The sequence below is a fragment of the Pseudomonas sp. EA_65y_Pfl2_P74 genome (assembly GCF_963970575.1).
Taxonomy (GTDB): Bacteria; Pseudomonadota; Gammaproteobacteria; order Pseudomonadales; family Pseudomonadaceae; genus Aquipseudomonas; species Aquipseudomonas baetica_A.
Genome location: NZ_CAXAOQ010000002.1, coordinates 59880 through 80612, shown reverse-complemented (window position 1 = coordinate 80612; position 20733 = coordinate 59880). Strand labels below are relative to the sequence as shown.

Annotated in this window: 11 protein-coding genes and 1 riboswitch; of the genes, 2 read left to right on the top strand and 9 right to left on the bottom strand. The window is 59.6% G+C overall.

Annotation, left to right across the window (positions count from 1 at the left end; genetic code table 11):
- Positions 1–23 precede the first annotated feature (23 nt).
- Together alaS and ltaE are read right to left on the bottom strand one after the other, a co-directional pair.
- Positions 24–2648 carry an alanine--tRNA ligase gene (gene alaS / locus AACY18_RS01770; protein WP_339464063.1) on the bottom strand — a complete coding sequence of 875 codons (2625 nt, stop codon included), beginning with the start codon at positions 2646–2648 and terminating at the stop codon, positions 24–26.
- A gap of 146 nt (positions 2649–2794) precedes the next feature.
- Positions 2795–3799: a low-specificity L-threonine aldolase gene (gene ltaE, locus AACY18_RS01765; RefSeq protein ID WP_339430874.1), complete on the bottom strand. Its 1005-nt coding sequence runs from the start codon at positions 3797–3799 to the stop codon at positions 2795–2797.
- A gap of 198 nt (positions 3800–3997) precedes the next feature.
- Positions 3998–4169, top strand: a riboswitch (FMN riboswitch).
- A 101-nt stretch (positions 4170–4270) separates the two neighbouring features.
- Here ltaE and AACY18_RS01760 point away from each other — a divergent pair.
- Positions 4271–4780 carry a 6,7-dimethyl-8-ribityllumazine synthase gene (locus tag AACY18_RS01760; RefSeq protein WP_339464062.1) on the top strand — a complete coding sequence of 170 codons (510 nt, stop codon included), beginning with the start codon at positions 4271–4273 and terminating at the stop codon, positions 4778–4780.
- A gap of 99 nt (positions 4781–4879) precedes the next feature.
- Here the strand turns inward: AACY18_RS01760 and astE are convergent, their stop codons facing one another.
- The 7 genes from astE to AACY18_RS01725 form a co-directional block, all read right to left on the bottom strand.
- On the bottom strand, positions 4880–5890 hold the full coding sequence (gene astE, locus AACY18_RS01755) for a succinylglutamate desuccinylase (RefSeq protein ID WP_339464061.1): 1011 nt from the start codon (positions 5888–5890) through the stop codon (positions 4880–4882).
- 12 nt (positions 5891–5902) lie between these two features.
- Positions 5903–6193, bottom strand: coding sequence for a hypothetical protein (locus AACY18_RS01750; RefSeq protein ID WP_016983958.1), 291 nt, complete (start codon positions 6191–6193; stop codon positions 5903–5905).
- A gap of 57 nt (positions 6194–6250) precedes the next feature.
- On the bottom strand, positions 6251–7597 hold the full coding sequence (gene astB / locus AACY18_RS01745) for an N-succinylarginine dihydrolase (protein WP_339430878.1): 1347 nt from the start codon (positions 7595–7597) through the stop codon (positions 6251–6253).
- Positions 7598–7733: 136 nt separating this feature from the next.
- The gene (astD, locus tag AACY18_RS01740; RefSeq protein ID WP_339431014.1) at positions 7734–9203 is read right to left on the bottom strand and encodes a succinylglutamate-semialdehyde dehydrogenase; all 1470 of its coding nucleotides are present in this window, start codon (positions 9201–9203) and stop codon (positions 7734–7736) included.
- Positions 9200–10225, bottom strand: a complete 1026-nt coding sequence (gene astA / locus AACY18_RS01735) for an arginine N-succinyltransferase (RefSeq protein WP_339430879.1) — start codon at positions 10223–10225, stop codon at positions 9200–9202. The genes astD and astA overlap by 4 nt, the downstream gene beginning before the upstream one ends.
- A 51-nt stretch (positions 10226–10276) precedes the next feature.
- Positions 10277–11296 carry an arginine/ornithine succinyltransferase subunit alpha gene (aruF, locus tag AACY18_RS01730; RefSeq protein ID WP_339430880.1) on the bottom strand — a complete coding sequence of 340 codons (1020 nt, stop codon included), beginning with the start codon at positions 11294–11296 and terminating at the stop codon, positions 10277–10279.
- 141 nt (positions 11297–11437) lie between these two features.
- Complete coding sequence (locus tag AACY18_RS01725; protein WP_339430881.1) at positions 11438–12658, bottom strand: aspartate aminotransferase family protein; 1221 nt, start codon at positions 12656–12658, stop codon at positions 11438–11440.
- 304 nt (positions 12659–12962) lie between these two features.
- Here AACY18_RS01725 and AACY18_RS01720 point away from each other — a divergent pair, with 304 nt between their 5' ends.
- Positions 12963–20723, top strand: a complete 7761-nt coding sequence (locus AACY18_RS01720; protein WP_339464060.1) for a dermonecrotic toxin domain-containing protein — start codon at positions 12963–12965, stop codon at positions 20721–20723.
- The last annotated feature ends 10 nt before the right edge of the window (positions 20724–20733 follow it).

Below are 20733 nucleotides of genomic sequence, written 5' to 3'. Positions count from 1 at the left end.
GACTGCGGGCCCGGCGGGCCGCCTTATAAACCCTGCTCGACGAATGGAACGGTCAACGCCAGTGCGCCATCCAGCGCGCCGGCGTCGACACCGCCGCCCTGCGCCATGTCCGGACGACCACCGCCCTTCCCGCCCACTGCCGCAGCAGCCTGTTTCATCAAATCACCGGCTTTGAGTTGGCCAGTCAGGTCTTTGGTTACGCCTGCAACCAGAACGACCTTTTCCTCATGGACACTGCCGAGCAGGATCACTGCGCGGCCGAGTTTGTTTTTCAGTTGATCGACCAGCGCCAGCAGCGCCTTGCCATCCTGACCATCCAGGCGTGCAGCCAGAACCTTCACACCTTTGACATCCAGTGCCGAGGCCGACAGATCGTCGCCCGCAGCGCTGGCGGCCTTGGCCTGCAACTGCTCGAGTTGTTTCTCCAGCAGACGGTTGCGCTCCAGCACAGCCGACAGTTTGTCGATCAGGTTGTCGCGACTGCCCTTGACCAGGCTGGCCGCTTCCTTGAGTTGTTCTTCCGCGGCGTTCAAGTAAGCCAGTGCCGCAGCACCCGTGACGGCCTCGATACGACGCACGCCCGATGCCACACCGCCTTCGCTGATGATTTTCAGCAGGCCAATGTCCCCGGTACGGTTGGCGTGGATACCGCCGCACAGTTCGACGGAGAAGTCGCCGCCCATGCTCAGCACGCGCACGTTGTCGCCGTACTTCTCGCCAAACAGCGCCATGGCGCCTTTCTTCTTGGCGGTCTCGATGTCGGTTTCTTCGGTTTCAACGGCGGAGTTCTTGCGAATCTCGGCGTTGACAATGTCTTCCAGCGCTTTCAACTGTTCAGGCTTGATGGCTTCGAAGTGGCTAAAGTCGAAGCGCAGACGCTGACTGTCGACCAGCGAGCCTTTCTGTTGAACGTGATCGCCCAGCACCTTGCGCAGTGCTGCGTGCAGCAAGTGCGTGGCCGAGTGGTTCAGCGAAGTGGCGTGACGCACCTCGGCTTCGACATGGGTTTGCACCGGTGCGCCAACGATCAGGCTGCCCGAGGCCAGCACACCGTGGTGCAGGAAAGCACCGCCGGTTTTGGTGGTGTCGCGCACATCAAAACGGCTGCTACCCGCTTGCAGATAACCACAATCGCCGATCTGACCGCCGGACTCAGCGTAGAACGGGGTCTGGTTCAGCACCACGACGCCCTCTTGGCCTTCACTCAAAACGTCGACGGACTGACCATCTTTGTACAGAGCCACAACTTTCGCCGAACCGCTGGTGTTGTGATAACCGGTGAACTCGGTATCCACATCAACCTTGACCAGGCTGTTGTAGTCCATACCGAAGGAGCTGGCGGAACGCGCACGCACACGCTGGGCTTCCATCTCGCGCTCGAAACCTTCTTCGTCGATGGTCAGGCTGCGCTCGCGAGCGATGTCGCCAGTCAAATCCATCGGAAAACCGTAGGTGTCGTAAAGTTTGAACACTACATCGCCCGGCACCACGTCGCCTTTGAGGTCAGCCAGATCCTGCTCGAGGATTTTCAGACCTTGTTCCAGGGTCTTGGCGAACTGCTCTTCCTCGGCTTTCAACACGCGCTCGATGTGCGCCTGCTGGGATTTCAGCTCAGGGAAGGCTTCGCCCATCTCGGCCACGAGTGCGGCAACGATCTGGTAGAAGAAACTGCCCTTGGCGCCGAGTTTGTTGCCGTGACGGCAAGCACGACGAATGATCCGACGCAGCACATAACCGCGGCCTTCGTTGGACGGCAGCACGCCGTCGGCAATCAGGAAGCCGCAGGAGCGAATGTGGTCAGCCACGACTTTCAGGGATGCCTGATTGTCGTTGGTGCAACCGATGGCCTTGGCCGACGCGGCCAGCAGGCTTTGGAACAGGTCGATTTCATAGTTCGAGTGAACGTGCTGCAGCACGGCACTGATCCGCTCCAGGCCCATGCCGGTGTCGACCGACGGCGCTGGCAGTGGGTGCAACACACCATCGGCGGTGCGGTTGAACTGCATGAACACGTTGTTCCAGATTTCGATGTAACGGTCGCCGTCTTCTTCAGGCGAGCCTGGTGGGCCGCCCCAGATGTCGGCGCCGTGATCGTAGAAAATCTCGGTGCAAGGACCGCAAGGGCCGGTATCGCCCATGGTCCAGAAGTTGTCCGAAGCGTACGGTGCGCCCTTGTTGTCGCCAATGCGCACCATGCGCTCGGCCGGAACGCCGATTTCCTTGGTCCAGATGTCGTACGCCTCGTCATCGCTGGCGTAGACGGTGACCCACAGTTTTTCCTTCGGCAGGTTCAGCCACTTGTCGGACGTCAGGAAGTTCCAGGCATAGGTGATCGCATCACGCTTGAAATAGTCACCAAAGCTGAAGTTACCCAGCATTTCGAAAAACGTGTGGTGACGGGCGGTATAACCGACGTTTTCCAGGTCGTTGTGCTTGCCGCCGGCGCGCACGCACTTCTGGCTGGAAACAGCGCGGGTGTACGCGCGCTTTTCCTGGCCCAGGAAGCAGTCCTTGAACTGGTTCATCCCCGCGTTAGTGAACAGCAGGGTTGGGTCGTTGCCCGGAATCAAAGAGCTGGAGGCTACACGGGTGTGGCCTTGCTCTTCGAAGAAGCGAAGGAAGGCTTCACGGATTTCTGCGCTTTTCATTAGGTTCTTCCACGGAGGCTGCGGCCAAAGGCCTGTTCGAAACGTCAACAGACGAAGCGACGGCAAAGGGCCGCATTATATCGGCCCTGCGCGCGGGGTACAGCGTGTTTATACGATAGAAACGGTCAATTGGACGGCTAACGCTGTCACTTGCGCGAAAACTCGACGAATGTCGCGATCACTTGCTCGATTTGCGAGCGATTGACGTCCATGTGCGTGACCATCCGCAGACGCGCGGCGGCACTCAACTTGATCCCGCGCTCGGCAGCAAACGCCTTGATCGCCAGGGCTTTGTCGCCCATTTGCACATAAACCATGTTGGTCTGTACTGGTTCGACGCTAAAACCTGCCTCACGCAGCCCTTCAGCAAGCCGTTGAGCATTGGCATGGTCATCCGCCAGACGCTCAACGTTGTGATCCAGCGCGTACAAACCCGCCGCCGCCAGTAATCCGGCCTGACGCATGCCGCCGCCGACCATTTTACGCAGACGACGAGCCTTGCCGATCAGTTGCTCAGAGCCGCAAAGCACCGAACCGATCGGCGCCCCCAACCCTTTGGACAGACACACCGATACCGAATCGAAATACCGAGTGATTTCCCGGGCATCGACCCCGAGCTTGACCGCAGCGTTGTACAACCGCGCGCCGTCCAAGTGCAATTGAAGGCCGTGATCTTGAGTGAAGCGTTGGGCGCTGGCCAGATAATCGAGTGGCAACACTTTGCCTTGCATGGTGTTTTCCAGTGCCAGCAGACGAGTCCGGGCGAAGTGGAAGTCGTCGGGTTTGATCGCGGCGGCCACCTGATCAAGATCCAGCGAACCATCGGCCTGTACTTCCAGCGGCTGCGGCTGGATCGAACCGAGCACCGCGGCGCCACCGCCTTCGTACTTATAGGTGTGCGCCTGTTGGCCAACGATGTACTCGTCACCGCGCTCGCAATGCGCCATCAATCCCAACAGATTGCTCATGGTGCCGGTTGGCACGAACAACGCGCCGGCGAAACCCAGGCGTTTGGCCAGTTCGGTTTCCAGACGATTGACCGTCGGGTCTTCGCCGTACACGTCGTCACCGGTGGCGGCGCCGGTCATGGCGTCGAGCATGGCGGGAGTCGGTTGGGTGACGGTGTCGCTGCGAAGATCGATAACGCTCATGAACCTGGCCTCAAGTCAGCAGGGGAAATCCCTTTACGAAGGTGAATTACTGCGGTCATCGCGCCGATTAATCAACCCTTGGCGCAGAAAAACGCCTCACAAGCATTCAAAAAAATCGATAACAATCATCTGAAAGGCGCAATGCACAGACACAAAATCTGTGTTAAAAACGCTGCGCCGCCCGAGAAAGGGTGGCGAAAACGTTCTCAGGGCGGGGTGCAATTCCCCACCGGCGGTAATTGCGCGCAATGCGCATAGCCCGCGAGCGCTTGGCGACGGGCATGGCAATGGCTGTGATCGACGACAAGGTCAGCAGACCCGGTGTGATTCCGGGGCCGACGGTCATAGTCCGGATGAAGAGAGAACGGGATTGACACCCAAGAGCCGTCCGCGCGCTTCTGCGTTCGTGCGTACCCTTGAATCCCCTTCGATTCATAACGCCCTGTTTTTCACACAAACAGGAGTCAGAACATGCAACCCACCGCTATCGACAGCAAAAGCAAACACCCTCATGGCGAGCGCGTCGCGTTCATCCAGGCCTGCTGGCACAAGGAAATCGTCGACCAGAGCCGTAAAGGCTTCGTCGCCGAAATGCTCGTTCAGGGTTATCAGGAATCGGACATCGACTTCTTCGAAGTCGGCGGTGCCTTTGAAATGCCCCTGCATGCCAAGCTACTGGCCAAGACCGGTCGTTATGCCGGCATCGTCGCGGCAGCCCTGGTAGTGGACGGCGGCATCTATCGTCACGAGTTCGTCGCCCAGTCGGTGGTCAGCGGCCTGATGCAGGTGCAACTGGAAACCGAAGTGCCGGTATTCTCCGTGTCCCTGACCCCGCATCATTTCCATGCCGGTGAAGAACATCAAAAGTTCTTCTTCGAGCACTTTGTGCACAAAGGTCAGGAAGCGGCGAAAACGTGTGCCGATACGCTGCAGAAGGTTCGGGTGTTGCGTCGCAGTGAGCCCCGTGCGGTCGCTGTCTGATATCTGCACCGAGTGAGGTCTCAGACCTCACTCAGATCCAAATGTGGGAGCGGGCTTGCCCGCTCCCACAGGAGATAGGTGTTGATCCCCCAAATTGTTTCAGGCCAGGGTTTCGTCGGTGGCCGGCACGATCAGGATGCCCGCTCGCAAGCCGTTCTTGACCTTGGGATTGGGAAAGATGATCCGCGCGCCTTCTTCCTCGATGATCCAGCGGGTATTGGCCAAGTCCTCGGCCAGTACATAACCGACTTCCAACTGGGAAAAGTTCTCGATGTCCTGCGGCAGGTTCAGGCGGAACGCATCGCTGTGCTTGATGATTTCCCGCGCCACGCTGAACAGTTGCAAGCCATCCAGGCCCTCCTGCGCCAGATCTGGCTCATTGCCTTCAATGATCTGCTTCAGACGGGTTTCCAGCCGCGAGACATCAACCCCTTCGTTCTGCCCGAAGGGCCGCGCCTTGCCCAATTCCAGCGTGAAAGCCTCGGCGCCGAGTTTGTCGTAGGTATATGCGCTGAACACGATCGACGGTTTATTCTGCAACAGCACCGCTTCCATGCCCGCAGCACGCAAGCGCGCCAGCTCTCTACGCGAATGCTGGCGTCCTTCCTTCCACGGATACAGGGCGAATTGCTCGATCTTCGAGCCGCGAATGGCCGTGTGCAGGTCATAGTGCAAGCGCTGGCGATCCGGCAGGCTGAAGAAACTCGCCGCCAACCGCTCAAGTTCACAGGCACGCAGCGCTTCAGAGCCGCTGCTTTGTTCGTGACGACCGTTGAACAGCCGATTGACGTCCTGCTCGATGAAACGCTCGCCTTTGCGAATCGCCTCAGTGTTGCCGAACAGGAACAGAATGCGTGCGCGCGGCTTCAGATCGCCGCGAGCGATGTCATGCAGCAGCCGATCAAGCAGCTCGATCGGTGCGGTTTCGTTGCCGTGGATGCCTGCCGACAGCAGCAGGTCCAGGCCATTGTCAAGCGCTTGCGGTGGCCGGACCTCCAGCGCACCTTCGCTCAACCAGCGCATCCGCACGCCTTCGACAGTCAGTTGAGTCTTCTCCGCCGGTTCGCGGCCGGCGAGGGTCAGTTCAAGCAGTTTGCCGAGGGCGAGCATAGAGCGGTTTCCTTAGTGGTCGTGGTTGCAATCCGGGCCGTGCACGTGGTCTTCGTCGTCGCCAACGTCGGCCGGTTCCATTTCCAGTTGCAGGCTTACCAGATTAGTCGCCAATGGGCGCAGCAGCAGGTTGGCGTACTCGGCATCGCCTTCTTCAACGTCGACGCCGATCAGCAGTTGGCCACGGCCATCCTGCTGGATCCACAGCTCTTTGCCTTGCCACATGACCGCGACGCGGGTGCACGAGGTTTGCAGTTGCGTGCCGTCGGTGTCTTCAAGGATCAGCTGCAGGGAATCGCTCATGTTTTTACTCTCTTGGGGAGACGAACCGCACGCCGCGTTCAAGCGGCGCGCCGGCCATCAATTGATCTGGAATGGATAAACCGCGCCCAGTTTAAGGATTTGCGTGAGTTCATCCAGTGCCGTCCGGCATTCAAGCAGCAATTGCGGGTCCGCCAGATCGGTTTCGCTCAGGCGGTCGCGGTAGTGCTTTTCAACCCATGCGGTCAACGAACCGTACAACGGGGCCGTCATGATAACCCCTGGGTTGACCGCCGCCAGCTCGGTTTCATTCAGTGCAACACGCAAGCGCAGGCACGCCGGACCGCCCCCATTCTGCATGCTCTGCTTGAGGTCGAAGACCTTCACTTCGCGGATCAGACCGCCGGAGCTGGTCAGGCTTTGCAAGTAAGCCCACACGCGCTCGTTGGCCTGGCACTCTTGCGGCACGATCAACAGCATCGAGCCGTCAGGGCGCGACAACAACTGGCTGTTGAACAGGTACGAACGCACGGCGTCGTCGACGGTGACCGCCGAACGCGGCACACAGATCGACTGGAAATTGCCGCCAACCCTGGCCAGTTTGCCTTGCAACTCGGCCAGCATCTGATCGGTGTCGAGGAACGCGTCCTCGTGATAGAACAACACCTCGCCATTGCCCACGGCAATCACGTCGTTGTGGAACACGCCCTGATCGATCACGTTCGGATTCTGCTGTGCGTAAACCACGCCTTCGTCCCGCAGACCGTGCAGACGCGCTACCGCTTGCGACGCTTCGAGGGTCTGCCGGGCCGGGTATTTTTGCGGCGCCGGGAAACGGTTGTCGAAGGCACTGCGACCGAACACGAAGAACTCGACACCGGCCTCGCCGTACTCACGGCAGAAACGCGTGTGGTTGGCCGCGCCTTCGTCACCAAACTGCGCCACCGCTGGCAGCGCAGCGTGATGGGCGAAGTGTTGCTGATTGGCGAACATCGCGCCGAGCACGCGGCTCGTGGTCGGGTGCTCGATGCTGCGGTGGTATTTGCAGTTGAGGTTAGCGGCGGTGAAATGCACACGGCCGTCAGCGGTGTCGGCACTCGGGCTGACCGTCGCAGCGTTGGCCACCCACATGCTCGACGCCGAGCAACTGGCGACCAGCAAAGGCATGGCCTCTTTGGCCGCGCGCTCGATCACTTGCGCGTCGCTGCCACTGAAACCCAGACGGCGCAGAGCGGCCACGTCCGGACGTTCCTGCGGCGCCAGCACGCCTTGCTGAAAGCCCATTTCCATCAGCGCTTTCATTTTCGCCAGGCCTTGCAGCGCCGCTTCCTTCGGGTTCGAGGACTGCTGGCTGTTGCTCTGGGACGCAACGTTGCCGTAGGACAGACCGCCGTAGTTATGGGTCGGCCCCACTAGACCGTCGAAATTGACTTCATAGGATTTCATCAGCGAGGCTCCACGAGAATCTGTTGTTATAGGCTTCAGTAACTATTCTTTGTGACCGAGGCGCGGCTATCGCCAGCAGGCTGGTTCCCACAGGGAAATGCATTCCACTTTGTGTGCCACCTGCTAACGATGGGCATCACGCCATCTTTACGCCGGGTGTAAGCGATGCAGGCAACACCAGGCTCGGTGTTTCCAGCGACGCCACCGGGTACGCGCAATAATCCGCCGCGTAGTAGGCACTGGCGCGATGGTTGCCCGAGGCCCCCACACCGCCAAACGGCGCGCTGCTCGCAGCCCCCGTCAATTGCTTGTTCCAGTTGACGATGCCGGCGCGGCTTTCCAGCCAGAATTGCTGATAACGATCTTCGGAATCCGACAACAGACCGGCGGCCAAGCCGTAAGCGGTGTCGTTGGCCTCACTGATCGCTGCGGCGAAATCGCTGTAGCGGATCACTTGCAGCAACGGGCCGAACAGTTCTTCGTCCGGACGCTCGGCCACTGCGGTCACATCAATAATGCCGGGGGTCAGCAACGCGGCTTGCGCCTGCGGCTGCGTCATGTCCAGCAGTGACACGGCGCCATTGGCCAGTAAATGCGCTTGGGCATCCATCAACGCTTTCGCCGCGCCAAGGGAAATCACTGACCCCATGAACGGTGCCGGTTGCTGATCGAACGCACCGACTTCAATGGTCGAGCTGACCTCAACCAGACGCTTGAGCAGGCTGTCGCCCCACGCGCCTTGTGGCACCAGCAGACGACGAGCGCAGGTGCAACGCTGGCCCGCCGAGATGAAGGCCGATTGAATGATCGTGTACACCGCCGCGTCGAGGTCAGCGACCTGATCCACCACCAGCGGGTTGTTGCCCCCCATTTCCAGCGCCAGAATCTTGTCCGGACGCCCGGCAAATTGCTGGTGCAAGTGGTTGCCGGTACGGCTCGAGCCGGTGAAGAACAGACCGTCGATGCCCGGGTTCGCCGCCAGCGCAATGCCGGTTTCACGAGCGCCTTGCAGCAGGTTCAGGACGCCGGCCGGCAACCCGGCTTCGATCCAGCACTTGACCGTCAGTTCGGCGACTTTCGGGGTCAGCTCGCTGGGCTTGAACAGCACGCTGTTACCGGCCAGCAACGCCGGCACGATGTGACCGTTGGGCAAGTGACCAGGGAAGTTGTAAGGCCCGAACACGGCAACCACGCCGTGAGGCTTGTGGCGCAGCACGGCGGTGGCGTCGCCCAACGGGCCGCTCTTCTCGCCGGTACGTTCGCGGTAGCTCTGCACCGAGATCGCGATCTTGTTGACCATGCTGGTGACTTCGGTGGCGGCTTCCCACAGTGGTTTGCCGGTTTCCTCACCGATGGTGCGGGCCAGTTCGTCGCTGTGGTGCTTCAGTGCAGCAGCAAAGGCTTCGAGCACGCTGATGCGCTCTTGCAGCGTGCGCCGTGCCCAACCCGGAAAAGCCTGACGCGCCGCCTGCACGGCCGACTCGACCTGCGCAGCAGTGGCGCCCTCCCCCGACCACAGCACTTGCTGGGTCACCGGGTTCAGAGATTGAAAAGCTTCGCCCTGACCGGCCAGCCATTCACCTGCGATGTATAGCGAATTCATTATTTCGACTCCCGAGCAGCAGACAACGCCACGGCGCGCACTTGGTCGCCCGCGTTGAGTTGAAGACGTTTGGCGGTGTGTGGATCGACCACCAGCGTGCCCGCAGCCAGACGTGCCGGCGCAGCCGTGATGCGGCAGTCTTCGCGTTTGCGGTTATGGATGATGAACGGCGTGGCATCGTCGCCCGGCGTGCCGACCGCCAGTACCAGCGCCTCGCTGTCTCGCACCGCGCGGATCTTGCTGGTTTCGCATTCGATGGCCGGACCGGCGTCAAAGATGTCGACGTAGCCCTGATAACTGAACCCTTCGCTCTTGAGCATCGCCAGCGCCGGCTCGGTGTCCGGATGGACCTGGCCGATGACATTGCGTGCATCAGGCGACAGGAAGCAGGTGTACAGCGGGAATTTCGGCATCAGTTCAGCGATGAACGCCTTGTTGCCGACACCGGTCAGGTAATCGGCCTGGCTGAACTCCATCTTGAAGAAGTGCCGACCCAGACTTTCCCAGAACGGCGAACGGCCAGCGTCATCCGACACACCGCGCATCTCGGCGATGATCTTGTTGCCGAACAGTTCCGGGAACTCGGCGATGAACAGCATCCGCGCCTTCGACAGCATGCGACCATTGAGACCGTTACGGTAATCGGCGTGCAGGAACAGTGAGCACAGCTCGGAGTTTCCGGTCAGGTCGTTGGCCAGGAACAGCGTCGGGATCTCGCGATAGATGTTCAACTCTTGCGAAGCGCTGACGGTCAGGCCGACACGGAAGTTGTACCAGGGCTCACGCAGACCGACCGCGCCGGCAATGGCGGAAATACCCACCACGCGGCCGTCGTCGTCTTCAAGCACGAACAGGTAATCCGCATCGCCACGGCCGGCTTCGCCGCGAAAGGTCTTTTCAGCCCAGTCGACCCGATGGGTCAGGCGCTCTTCGTTGGCCGGCAACGTGGTCAGGCCAGTGCCGGTGCTGCGGGCCAGGTCGATCAGCGCGGATAAATCGCTGCTGCGTACGGGACGAACAATCATGCTATCTCCTCAAACGGGCCGCCTTCGCCACCCGTAAAACTCGCTAAGGCGTTAAACCGCCACCAGGCGCACGCTGGCACCTTCACCGACGCCCAAGGCCTCGGCCGCTTCCAGATCAAGCGTCACCGGTTTGCCCGGCGCGTAGTCCAGCTCAAGCAACACGGCGCGGTAATCCTGCAACTGGGCGTTGGCCACCAGATACTGGCGACCGGCACCTTTGACCGGCTCGCCGATCTTCACCGGCACCACACGGCTCTGGGCGATCGAACGGATCCCCGACACACGCGCATGCAGGGTCGGGCCGCCGTCGAAAATGTCGATGTAGTGATCGGTCTCGAAGCCTTCGCGCATCAGGATGTCGAAGGTGATCTGCGCACGCGGGTGTACCTGACCCATTGCCTCTTGGGCGGAGTCCGGCAGCAACGGCACATAGATCGGGTAATGCGGCATCAGCTCGGCGAGGAACGTACGGCTTTTCAACCCGCACAGGCGCTCGGCTTCGGCGTAGTTGAGGTCGAAGAAGTTGCGACCGATGGCGTCCCAGAACGGCGAGTCGCCATGCTCATCGCTGTAACCGACGATCTCGGTCACCACCGAATCGGCGAACCGCTCCGGGTGGCTGGCGACGAACAGCAGACGACCACGGGAATTGAGTTCGGCCCACGGCGAACCCACCAACTCACGCTGCACGTAGAAACTGGTCAGCAAGCTATTGCCGGTCAGGTCGTGGCACTGTGAAAGCACATGGATCTTGTTGTGGATCTTCAGCTCGCGGGAGGCGTGGACGAAGGTCTCGTTGCGAAAGCTGTAAAACGGTTCCGAATAACCGGCCGAAGCAACGATCGCCGAGCAGCCGACCAGTTTGCCGGTGGTGGAGTCTTCAAGGACGAAGAAATAACTCTCTTCACCGTTGAAGCTCACTTCGGCGGCGAACGAGGCTTCGCTCGCCGCGATCTTGTCGCTCAGACGTTCCACGTCATCCGGCAAGGAAGTGACACCAATCGGACTGTCCGCAGCCAGACGCTGTACCTCGCCCAGATCAGCCATTTGCGCGGGGCGCATCACCAGCATGGTGTCACTCCTTTCTCTTATAAAAATCACAGAAAAAACACCGAACATTGTTGGAGCGGGCTTGCCCGCTCCAACATTTGATATTGCCCGGTATCAAAAATTGGGTTCGACGCCTGAACCGCTCAGGCGTCGAAAGGTGTATCAAGCTTGCGTCAGTGTTGCAGCGGCACGTTCGAAGCGGTCCAGACCGGCATCGATATCAGCGTCCTCGACCACCAGGCTCGGGGCGAAACGGATCACGTCGGGACCTGCTTGCAGAATCATCAGGCCTTCTTTTTCAGCGGCGTTGAAGATGTCTTTGGCCTTGCCTTTCCAGGCCTCACTCAGCACGCAACCGATCAGCAAGCCGAGGCCACGCACCTGAGTGAACAGGCCGTACTTCTCGCCAATTTGCTCAAGACGGGTTTTGAACTTGTCGTGCTTGGCATTGACGCCGCTCAGCACTTCAGGGGTGTTGATCACGTCGATCACCGCTTCAGCAACCGCGCACGCCAGCGGGTTGCCGCCGTAGGTGGTGCCATGGGTGCCGACGACCAGATGTTTGGCCAGCGCTTCGGTGGTCAGCATCGCCGCGATCGGGAAACCGCCGCCCAGGCTCTTCGCGCTGGTCAGGATATCCGGGGTCACGCCGTAATGCTGGTAGGCAAACAGCTTGCCGCTGCGGCCCATGCCGGTCTGCACTTCATCGAACACCAGCAGCGCGTTGTTCGCATCGCACAGTTCGCGGGCACCTTGCAGGTAAGCCAGTTCGGCCGGCAGCACGCCGCCCTCGCCCTGGATCGGTTCGAGCACGACCGCGCAGGTCTTGTCGGAAACGGCCGCTTTGAGCGCCGCCAGATCGTTGTAGGGAACGTGGGTGATACCGGTGATTTTCGGGCCAAAACCGTCGGAATACTTCGACTGGCCACCCACATTCACGGTGAACAGGGTGCGACCGTGGAAGCTGTTCAGCGCGGCGATGATCTCGTATTTCTCAGTGCCGAAACGGTCGAACGCGACGCGACGGGCCAGCTTGAAGGCGGCCTCGTTGGCTTCGGCGCCGGAGTTGCAGAAGAACACACGCTCGGCGAAAGTTGCGTCGATCAGCTTGTGCGCCAGACGCAGGGCCGGCTCGTTAGTGAACACGTTCGAAACGTGCCACAGCTTGTTCGCTTGCTCGGTCAAGGCACCGACCAGCGCTGGGTGCGCGTGGCCCAATACGTTGACGGCGATGCCGCCGGCGAAGTCGATCAGCTCGCGGCCGGCCTGATCCCAGACGCGGGAACCGGCGCCACGCACCGGAATGAAAGCGGCAGGCGCGTAGTTGGGAACCATAACCTGGTCGAAATCGGCGCGTTGTACCGCAGCGTGCTCAACGGACATCGGAGTCTCCTGATGAGGGCCACCCGCCTGAAACTGGCGAGCGATGGGGGGATTGTAAGGACAGTTTTCAGCCCGGCCTTGCCGCCAAGCGACAACTTCTTATAGCGCAAACCCCGGTTTTTCCCGGGTTTACGGCAATGCGACAAATAGCGTCGCAAAGGCGCAGTTTAAACTGGCGCTGCCGATTGCGGCAGACGCGGGAGAATATCAACTCAGCCTCACGTCCAAGCGATAAATATGTACCGCACCTGGATCGCCACTTCCTGATTTGCTGTCGCTCTTTTCAACGGCCAAGGAACGGCACATGCATTTGCCTCAAGGACAGCACCCCACAGCTAGAACCGACACGACCGACCCGCAACACCCCGATGATCACTATCAGCACTTGAAGAACGCCCTGCCCGACTGGCTTGCCAACGTCTCCCCCACCCGACGCCAGGCCCTGAAAAAAGTCCAGCCGTCACAAACCCTCACACTGCAGGCGGTATCGACCGCACAGCATCAGAGACTCAAAGCCCTCAACGCCGAACACTGGACGGCGCAAAGTGAGGTCGACACGCAACTGGAACATTTGCAGGACGCCAGTGCCTTCGCCGAACCCTTGCTCAAGCAAGCGCTGAAAAGCCGCTTCGACCTGGATGTGGATGTGCGCAAGACGTTCCTGCGCCTGTATATCCCCGCAACCACGCCCTGGTTCCCGATCAGTACCGGCGCTCGGACCTGGACGGTCTCGCTGCTGGATGCCGCGCTGCATAACTTCGAAGAAAAGGAAACCCGCAACAAGGCCTTCGAAGCCGATTCGACTTACATCACCCAGCCCTCATCCACCGGCCAGTTCGATACCCTGCCGTCAATCAAGGCCAAACTGAGCATCGCGAACTTTACAAAACTGTGCCGGGAACTGGATATCGGCGCGCAATACAAAACCCATCTGGAAGCCCACCTGGGCTTCTCCGATCCGGCAGTGGCAACGTCGCTGCGCCAGAAGATTGATGCAAGTGAAAAAGCCGCGATGCGCGCAGCGCTGCAAATGGCACTGATGAACCGTGACATTTCGCAAAGTTCTTTTCGCCTGATCGACGCGATGCTCGACGGGCTGCAAGGCATACGAATCAACAGCGTGCCCGTGGTGCGTCATGACGTGACGATGATGGGCGCCACGCTTACCGGTATCGTCGTGTTTGCCCCCAGCCTGGAGGAGGCGCGAAAAAACGCCCAAGTGGTGGCCTATGTCCCGGAAGACCCCGAGCACCCGTTCAAGGAATATGCCTCGGCGCTCGAGATGGTCATTGAATTGACCCGACAGTTGCGCTCAAAGGATTACCAGCACTTTTTCAGCCGGTTCGTGAATCACGAACACCGCGGTTTTTTCTTCTCCGGCCTCAATGACCGCCTGAGCAAAATCAAATGGCACCCAAGCGAGAAAGGGAGCTCTGAACCCGCCTGGCGGGCGTCCCCGGTCGAGCGCCCCAATCTGGAGACGGCATTCATCCCGTTCCACGACGACCTGTGGCAACACCTCTATCAGGCGAAACTCAACAAGATCCTCAATGACGCCCGTTTCATCGCCGTGCCGACCGCTTCGGTCGACCAGAAAGCCCGCTGGGCCTTCTGGGATTCGGTGGTCAATATCATTTCGACGATCGTGCAGACCGCAGCGCTGGTCGTTGCGCCGTTCGTGCCCGTGCTGGGCGAAGCGATGATGGCGTACATGGCTTATCAGTTTCTCAACGAGGCCTTCGAAGGCATCATCGAATGGGCACAGGGGCGCACCACCGAAGCGTTCGAACACTTGATGAGCACCCTCGAATCGCTGATCCAGTTGGGGTTGTTTGCAGTCGGCGGGAACATTGCCGTGGCCGAGCTTCCCAAGATTTTGCCCAAAGAAATCGTCGCCTTCATCGACCGTTTCAAAACGGTCAAAATGACCAACGAACAAGTCCGTTACTGGGATCCTGATCTCGGTCGCTATCAACAGGAGAGCGCTCCTGACGCCGACTCCACGCCTAATCAACTGGGCCTGCACGAGCATCAGGGCAAACATCTGTTGCCGCTCGAAAACGCCCATTTTGCCGTGAGCGAAAGCACAATCCCCGGCCAGTACCGGATCGAACACCCGACCCGTCCCGATGCTTACCAGCCGCTGTTGCGACACAACGGCGACGGCGCCTGGCACACGGAACTCGAACAACCACTGGAATGGGACAAGCCCACGGCGTTGCGCCGGATCGGCCCCTTGGTCGAGTCGTTTTCCCCACTCGAACGCGAAACGATTCTTCAGGTCAGCGGGGTCAACGAAGGCGCCCTGCGCAAAATGCATGTCGAACAGGAAAAACTGCCGCCGCTGCTGGCCGACAGCATCCAGCGCTTCAAGATCGATCAGCAACTGCAACGTTTTAACGACTATCTGAGCAGCGATGCGCCCGAGCAATACCTGCGCGCCGACCCGGTCATGCAGTTGCAACTGTTGACCGAGCAGGGTCGCTGGCCTGCCGGCAAACGCCTGCGTTTGCTGGATAAACAAGGCGAACTCATCTGGCAATCCTCCAGTGACGAGCGCTTGCCGCTGACCGAGTTGCATCAAGACAGCCTGATCGGCGACGACCTGCTCAAAAGCCTGTTTTATGCCCTCGACGAGGCGCAAGGCAAAGCCCTGCTGGGCATGGAGTTTTCCGGCCCGACGCCGCCACTGGACGTACGCAGCCAGATGCTTCGCAAGCAACTGGCCCAGCTCGCCATGCAACAACGCAGCGTCATGTTCGAGGCGCGCTATCAGGCGCTGCAGCACAGCGACGATCCACTGGCGCAGCCCCTGCTCCAGCACGATCCGGCGCTACCGGCCGCCGTCACCCGCGAATTACTCGCCACGACCACCAGTGACGAACTGCTGGCCATCAGCGAAGGGCAAGTGCCGGCGCGTCAGCAGCAACTCATGCAACTGGCCCGTCAGGAAGTGCGTGTCACCCGCGCCTATGAAGGGCTGGAGCTCGATTCCGTCAACAACCCGGATTCTGACACCCTGGCACTGCACAGCCTCAAACTGTTACCTGGCTGGAGCGGCGATGTACGTATCGAAATCCGCGACGGGTACTACGAAGGGCCGATACTCGACAGCACCGGCCGCAGCGATGCCCCCGCGCAGAAAATCCTCGTGCGAAAAAGCGATGGCAACTATCAGCCCTACGATGAACGCGCTCAGGAGCTGCATTCGGCCACCGATTTCTATTCAAGCCTGCTCCACGCCTTGCCGGATGCCGATCGCCGGGCGTTGAACCTGCAAATCAGCGACGCAGGTAAATTGAAGCAAGCGATTCGAGCGAATCCGATGGCGCGCAGCGAACTGCGGGTTGCGATTGCACAACCACCGCTACCGGAGCCCGTTATCGATACGTTGCGCCTGGTCGGTGTTGAAAGTCATCCACCAACACGCAGTGCGCAAGCGCGAACGCTCGCTGAGCGGATACTTGAGGTCTATCCGAACGAATCGCCAGCCGAAGTGCAGATGTTCATTTTCGAGCACCAGCGAGGCGCGGGTGGTGTGCGAGGCGAGCTCTCGCGACTTCACCGCGAGTACATCAGGCTCAGCGACGATCTGCGTCGCTGGCAGTTCGATGTGCCGTCGCACGACCCGCAGACAGGTCTGGCGTTGACACCGATTCAGCGCAGAGCCGCCCTGCAAAGCCGTTCGACCCTCAGACGCGGGATCGAGCGGTGCTGGCGCAAGCAAACGCGCGGACCGGCCGGTTACCTGATGCAGATCACTGACCCGATCATTGGCGAGCTTCCTGTGCTGGATGCTGACTTCAGCCACGTCACCTCTCTGGCGATCAATGGCATCAGAAGTACCCGCGGTGTCGATCAGTTCTTGCAGCGTTTCCCCACATTGATGTATCTGGATGTGCAAAACGCCAACCTGCCAAATCTGCCGTCCGCCCTCACCTCGATGCCGGTGCTGCGGCAACTGATTCTGCGCAATTGCAACCTGCGCCTCGGCGCTGGCGATCAGGTTTTACTGGCTTCATTGTCAGACCTGTCCGTTCTCGATCTTCAGGACAACCCGCTAGGGCTGCACCTCGATATCCAGCCAATGACCTCGCTGCGTTTACTCAACCTGACCAATACCGGTATCACGGAGGCGCCAGCCAATCTGCTGAGCCACCCACGATTGGTCAGCGGTAAATTCGCCAGCAACCTGATCACCGAAGTGCCGGACGCCTTATTCACACTCAACAGCATGCTCAGCGACGGCTTCAATTTCGCCGACAACCCGCTGAGCGCCGCCTCGCGAGAACGCGTGAAAACCCATTACCAGCGCACCACAAAGCACTTCGGGGTAGTGCCTGAAGAAGTCGACATCAACCGCACGATCAACCTGTTTGCGGCACTCGAGCCTGCGCAGGCTACCGACGTGTTCTATCAACTGCCCGGAACGCTGGCTCAAGGTCGGGCGCAACTGACCCAATGGGAAGTCGAATTCAGACAGATGAAGGATGGCCTTGCGCAATGGAGCCGAAACATTCCCGAAAACGACCCCACGACCGGCCAACCGCTGAACCTGAACGAGCAATCCAGTGAACTGATGCACCGCGAGCGATTCGCTCAGGCGCTGGAGCAATTCTGGGGCAGCAGAACCCCACACCAGCCCACGCTCAGAAGCTGGTACCTGGAGGCGAATCTGGACTTCATCGGCGATCTGCCAACGCTGGATGCCGACTTCAGCCACGTCTCCAAACTGAGCCTGACCGGCAATAAAGACGTTTCAGCGCTGACGCCATTTCTGCATCGTTTCCGGAACCTGGAAGCGCTGCATCTGTTTGATTTCGATCTGGAACCGGCGTCCAGTTCGATCATCGGTTTTCCTCGCCTGACCACGCTGGAGCTGAAGAATTGTGCGGTGGTGCTGACCCCGGAAAACCAGGCAGCTCTTTGCACCATGAGCAGCCTGGAAACACTGGAGCTGGGCAACAATCCGCTGGGCACACTGCCCGACCTGAATCTGCTGCCCAACCTGACTTATATCGATGTGAGCAACGCTGGCTTGTCCACCGTCCCGGACGGCGTCATCGATCACCCGAATCTGCGCACGATGATCTTCAGCGACAACCTCATCACCGAACTGCCCGAGGCCATTTTCGAACTGCCCCCCAATCGCAGCGACGGGATGGATTTTGCCGATAACCCTCTATCAGCCGCGACTCGCGAACGGATCAAAATCTATTACCGCAAGACGGGGCAAGACTTCGATGTGCAGGCCGATCCGGCCGACATTGCCGTGGCCCGGGAACTGTTTCCACAACTGGATGCGCAGGAAGCCAGTGACATGATCTACGACTTGCCCGGCACCCTGGTCGATAGTCATGATCAACTCGGTCGCTGGCAAACCGAGCTCACCACGCTGACAGCCAATCTCGCCACGTGGGCGCCTAAGGTTCCCTCCCTCCATCCCGTCACCGGTGAAGCCCTGACGGCCATCGAATTGCTCAACGAGTACGCATACCGCAAGGCGTTCGGGCAAAAGCTTGAGAACTTCTGGCGTCATCGCTTGACCCTGTCCGGAATGCGTGACGATTCTTTTTCCTCGGGCCTGCCATTCATCGGTGACATGCCCGTGCTCACGACAGACTTCAGCCACGTCTCGAACCTGCACCTCAAGGGCAATCCTGCCTTGCGTGGAATCGAACCGTTCCTTGATCTATTTCCCAGAGTGCAATCGCTTGAGATGCGCGACCTCACCATGGAGCAATTCCCCGCGCCCGTTGGTCGCATGCAGGAACTGAAGGATCTGACGCTGAACCATTGCCAGCTCACGTTGACCCCCGAGGGGCAAAACACACTGATCTCACTGAGCGACCTTGAACGTCTGGACCTGAGCAACAACCCGTTGACGCTGGCACCGGATATCGCGGCGATGCCAAAATTGAATGACATTCGCTTGTCCAACTGCAGCCTGACCGAACTGCCAAATGGTCTCGAAGCACATCCCAACCTGAAATCAGTTCTGCTCGAAAGCAACCGCATCACCGAATTACCCGAAGCGTTTTTTCAAATCGACGCCGATCTGGCTGACGGCGTCGATCTGTATGACAACCCTTTGTCGGACGCCAGTCGTGATCGCATCAAGACGTTCTACAACCAACAAGGATGCGACCTTGGCGTGCAGGCCGATCGTGCTGACATCGGCCGCGCGCGCGCCTTGTTTCCGGAGTTGGAAGACGAAGACGCCAACCATATGATCTACAAACTGCCGGGCTCGCTGGACGACGGTCGAGCCCAGCTTTTGCGCTGGGAAAGCGAAATGGCCCAAATGGATCGCGACCTCAATGCCTGGACCGAGGCCATTGCGGCAAGCGACCCCGAGACTGGCCAGCCACTCAGTACCACCGAGGTGGCAACCGAGCGCGAAGCCAGACAAGAGTTCAGCAACGATCTTCAGCAGTTCTGGCGCCAGCGCCGCGCAGACAAACTTGAGCTGCGCTCCAATACGCTCACTGCCGAACTGCCCTTCACCGGTGATCTGCCCGCCCTGTCGGCTGACTTCAGCCATGTCAAACAATTGTCCTTGCAGGGCAAATCAACGCAAAACGTCCCGGACGCGTTCCTGAACTGTTTCCCTGGTTTGTCGGGGCTGGAAATGCGCGATATTGCCCTGCGCCGCTGGCCTCAGGCGCTGAACAGGATGCCCTCGCTGCTGACCCTGGCGCTTAGCAACTGTGGTGTGGTCTTTGACGCCCAGGCGCAAGCCATGCTTTCAGGCATGCGCCGGCTGACGATGCTCGATCTGTATAAAAATCCACTGGGTGTGGTGCCTGACGTTTCGCCGCTCAAGGCGCTGACTTACCTCGACCTGTCCGAAACCGGTATCGACAGCGTCCCGGCCGGCCTGACGGAGATTGCCGACCTCAACACCGTGTTGTTGAACGATAACCGCATCACCGAGTTGCCGGAGGCGCTCTACAACCTCCCCGACCCGGTCAGCAATGGCATCGCTCTGGACGATAACCCGATGTCTGCAAAGACGCGCGATCAGATCAAAGCCTATTACCAACGTACCGGCAGGCATTTTTTCGTACTGGCCGAACAGGCCGATGTCGAACGGGTACAAGCGTTGTATCCACATTTTTCGCAGACCCAAGCCAGCGATCTGATTTACCACCTGCCCGGCACATTGGCGGATGGACGCGTTGAACTGGCACGTCGAGAGACCGAACTGACGACCCTCAACAACGACCTTGAGCACTGGATGAACGCGCAGTTGCTTGACCCCGTCACCCGCCAATCGCTGGAACCGCAAGCGCGGCTGCAAGAGCAATCCAAAAGGATGAAATTCAAGGAAAGCCTGGAAAATGCCTGGCGTCGCAAATCATCCGCAATTCAGTCCGCGTCCAGCCTGACCCTCGACCTGTCGTTCATCGGAGACCCGCCTGCCTTGGCCGCGGACTTCGGGCATGTGCTTGAACTGGATCTGACCAGCACGGCTACCGTTGCGCCGCGAACCGAAGGCTTGCTCGCCCGCTTCCCTAACCTGCTGAGTCTTAAGATGCGGGGGTTTGAACTCGAGAGCATTCCCGCCGAGGTTTTAAGCATGAAGAAACTCAAGCTGCTGAATCTGCCCGAGTGCAGCATCCGCCTGACAGAAGACACTGCGAATGCGCTGGGGACTCTGGAAGAAATCGACAGCCTGGACTTAAGCAACAATCCCCTAGGACGCGCGCCCGACATCAGCCGCATGAAGCAACTGACCCGCCTGGATCTGAGTAATACCGGACTCACCGAGACGTGGCCGGCACTGTTCGACTCCATCACACTGAGCCACGCCGACCTTTCGGATAACGCGATCACCGAGTTGTCGATTGAAATACTGCGTGGTGATCGTCAGTTGATCGCCCACTTCAACTTCGATGGTAATCCGTTGTCGGGGCTGGCTCGCAGACGGCTTGAAGACTATGCACAATTGCGCGCAGCCAGGCTGAATGAACCGCGCTGGCGCCAGCAGATCACCGTGGGGGATGACACGAGCTCATCGTCGTCTTCGACGTTTGCGACCTCGCCGCAATCGGAGAATTAACAATAGTCGC

What these genes read in the sequence shown, in the direction of transcription:
- alaS (WP_339464063.1), bottom strand. Translation starts at nt 2,648, where the DNA reads ATGAAAAGCGCAGAAATCCGTGAAGCCTTCCTTCGCTTCTTCGAAGAG.
- ltaE (WP_339430874.1), bottom strand. Translation starts at nt 3,799, where the DNA reads ATGAGCGTTATCGATCTTCGCAGCGACACCGTCACCCAACCGACTCCC.
- AACY18_RS01760 (WP_339464062.1), top strand. Translation starts at nt 4,271, where the DNA reads ATGCAACCCACCGCTATCGACAGCAAAAGCAAACACCCTCATGGCGAG.
- astE (WP_339464061.1), bottom strand. Translation starts at nt 5,890, where the DNA reads ATGCTCGCCCTCGGCAAACTGCTTGAACTGACCCTCGCCGGCCGCGAA.
- AACY18_RS01750 (WP_016983958.1), bottom strand. Translation starts at nt 6,193, where the DNA reads ATGAGCGATTCCCTGCAGCTGATCCTTGAAGACACCGACGGCACGCAA.
- astB (WP_339430878.1), bottom strand. Translation starts at nt 7,597, where the DNA reads ATGAAATCCTATGAAGTCAATTTCGACGGTCTAGTGGGGCCGACCCAT.
- astA (WP_339430879.1), bottom strand. Translation starts at nt 10,225, where the DNA reads ATGATTGTTCGTCCCGTACGCAGCAGCGATTTATCCGCGCTGATCGAC.
- aruF (WP_339430880.1), bottom strand. Translation starts at nt 11,296, where the DNA reads ATGCTGGTGATGCGCCCCGCGCAAATGGCTGATCTGGGCGAGGTACAG.
- AACY18_RS01725 (WP_339430881.1), bottom strand. Translation starts at nt 12,658, where the DNA reads ATGTCCGTTGAGCACGCTGCGGTACAACGCGCCGATTTCGACCAGGTT.
- AACY18_RS01720 (WP_339464060.1), top strand. Translation starts at nt 12,963, where the DNA reads ATGCATTTGCCTCAAGGACAGCACCCCACAGCTAGAACCGACACGACC.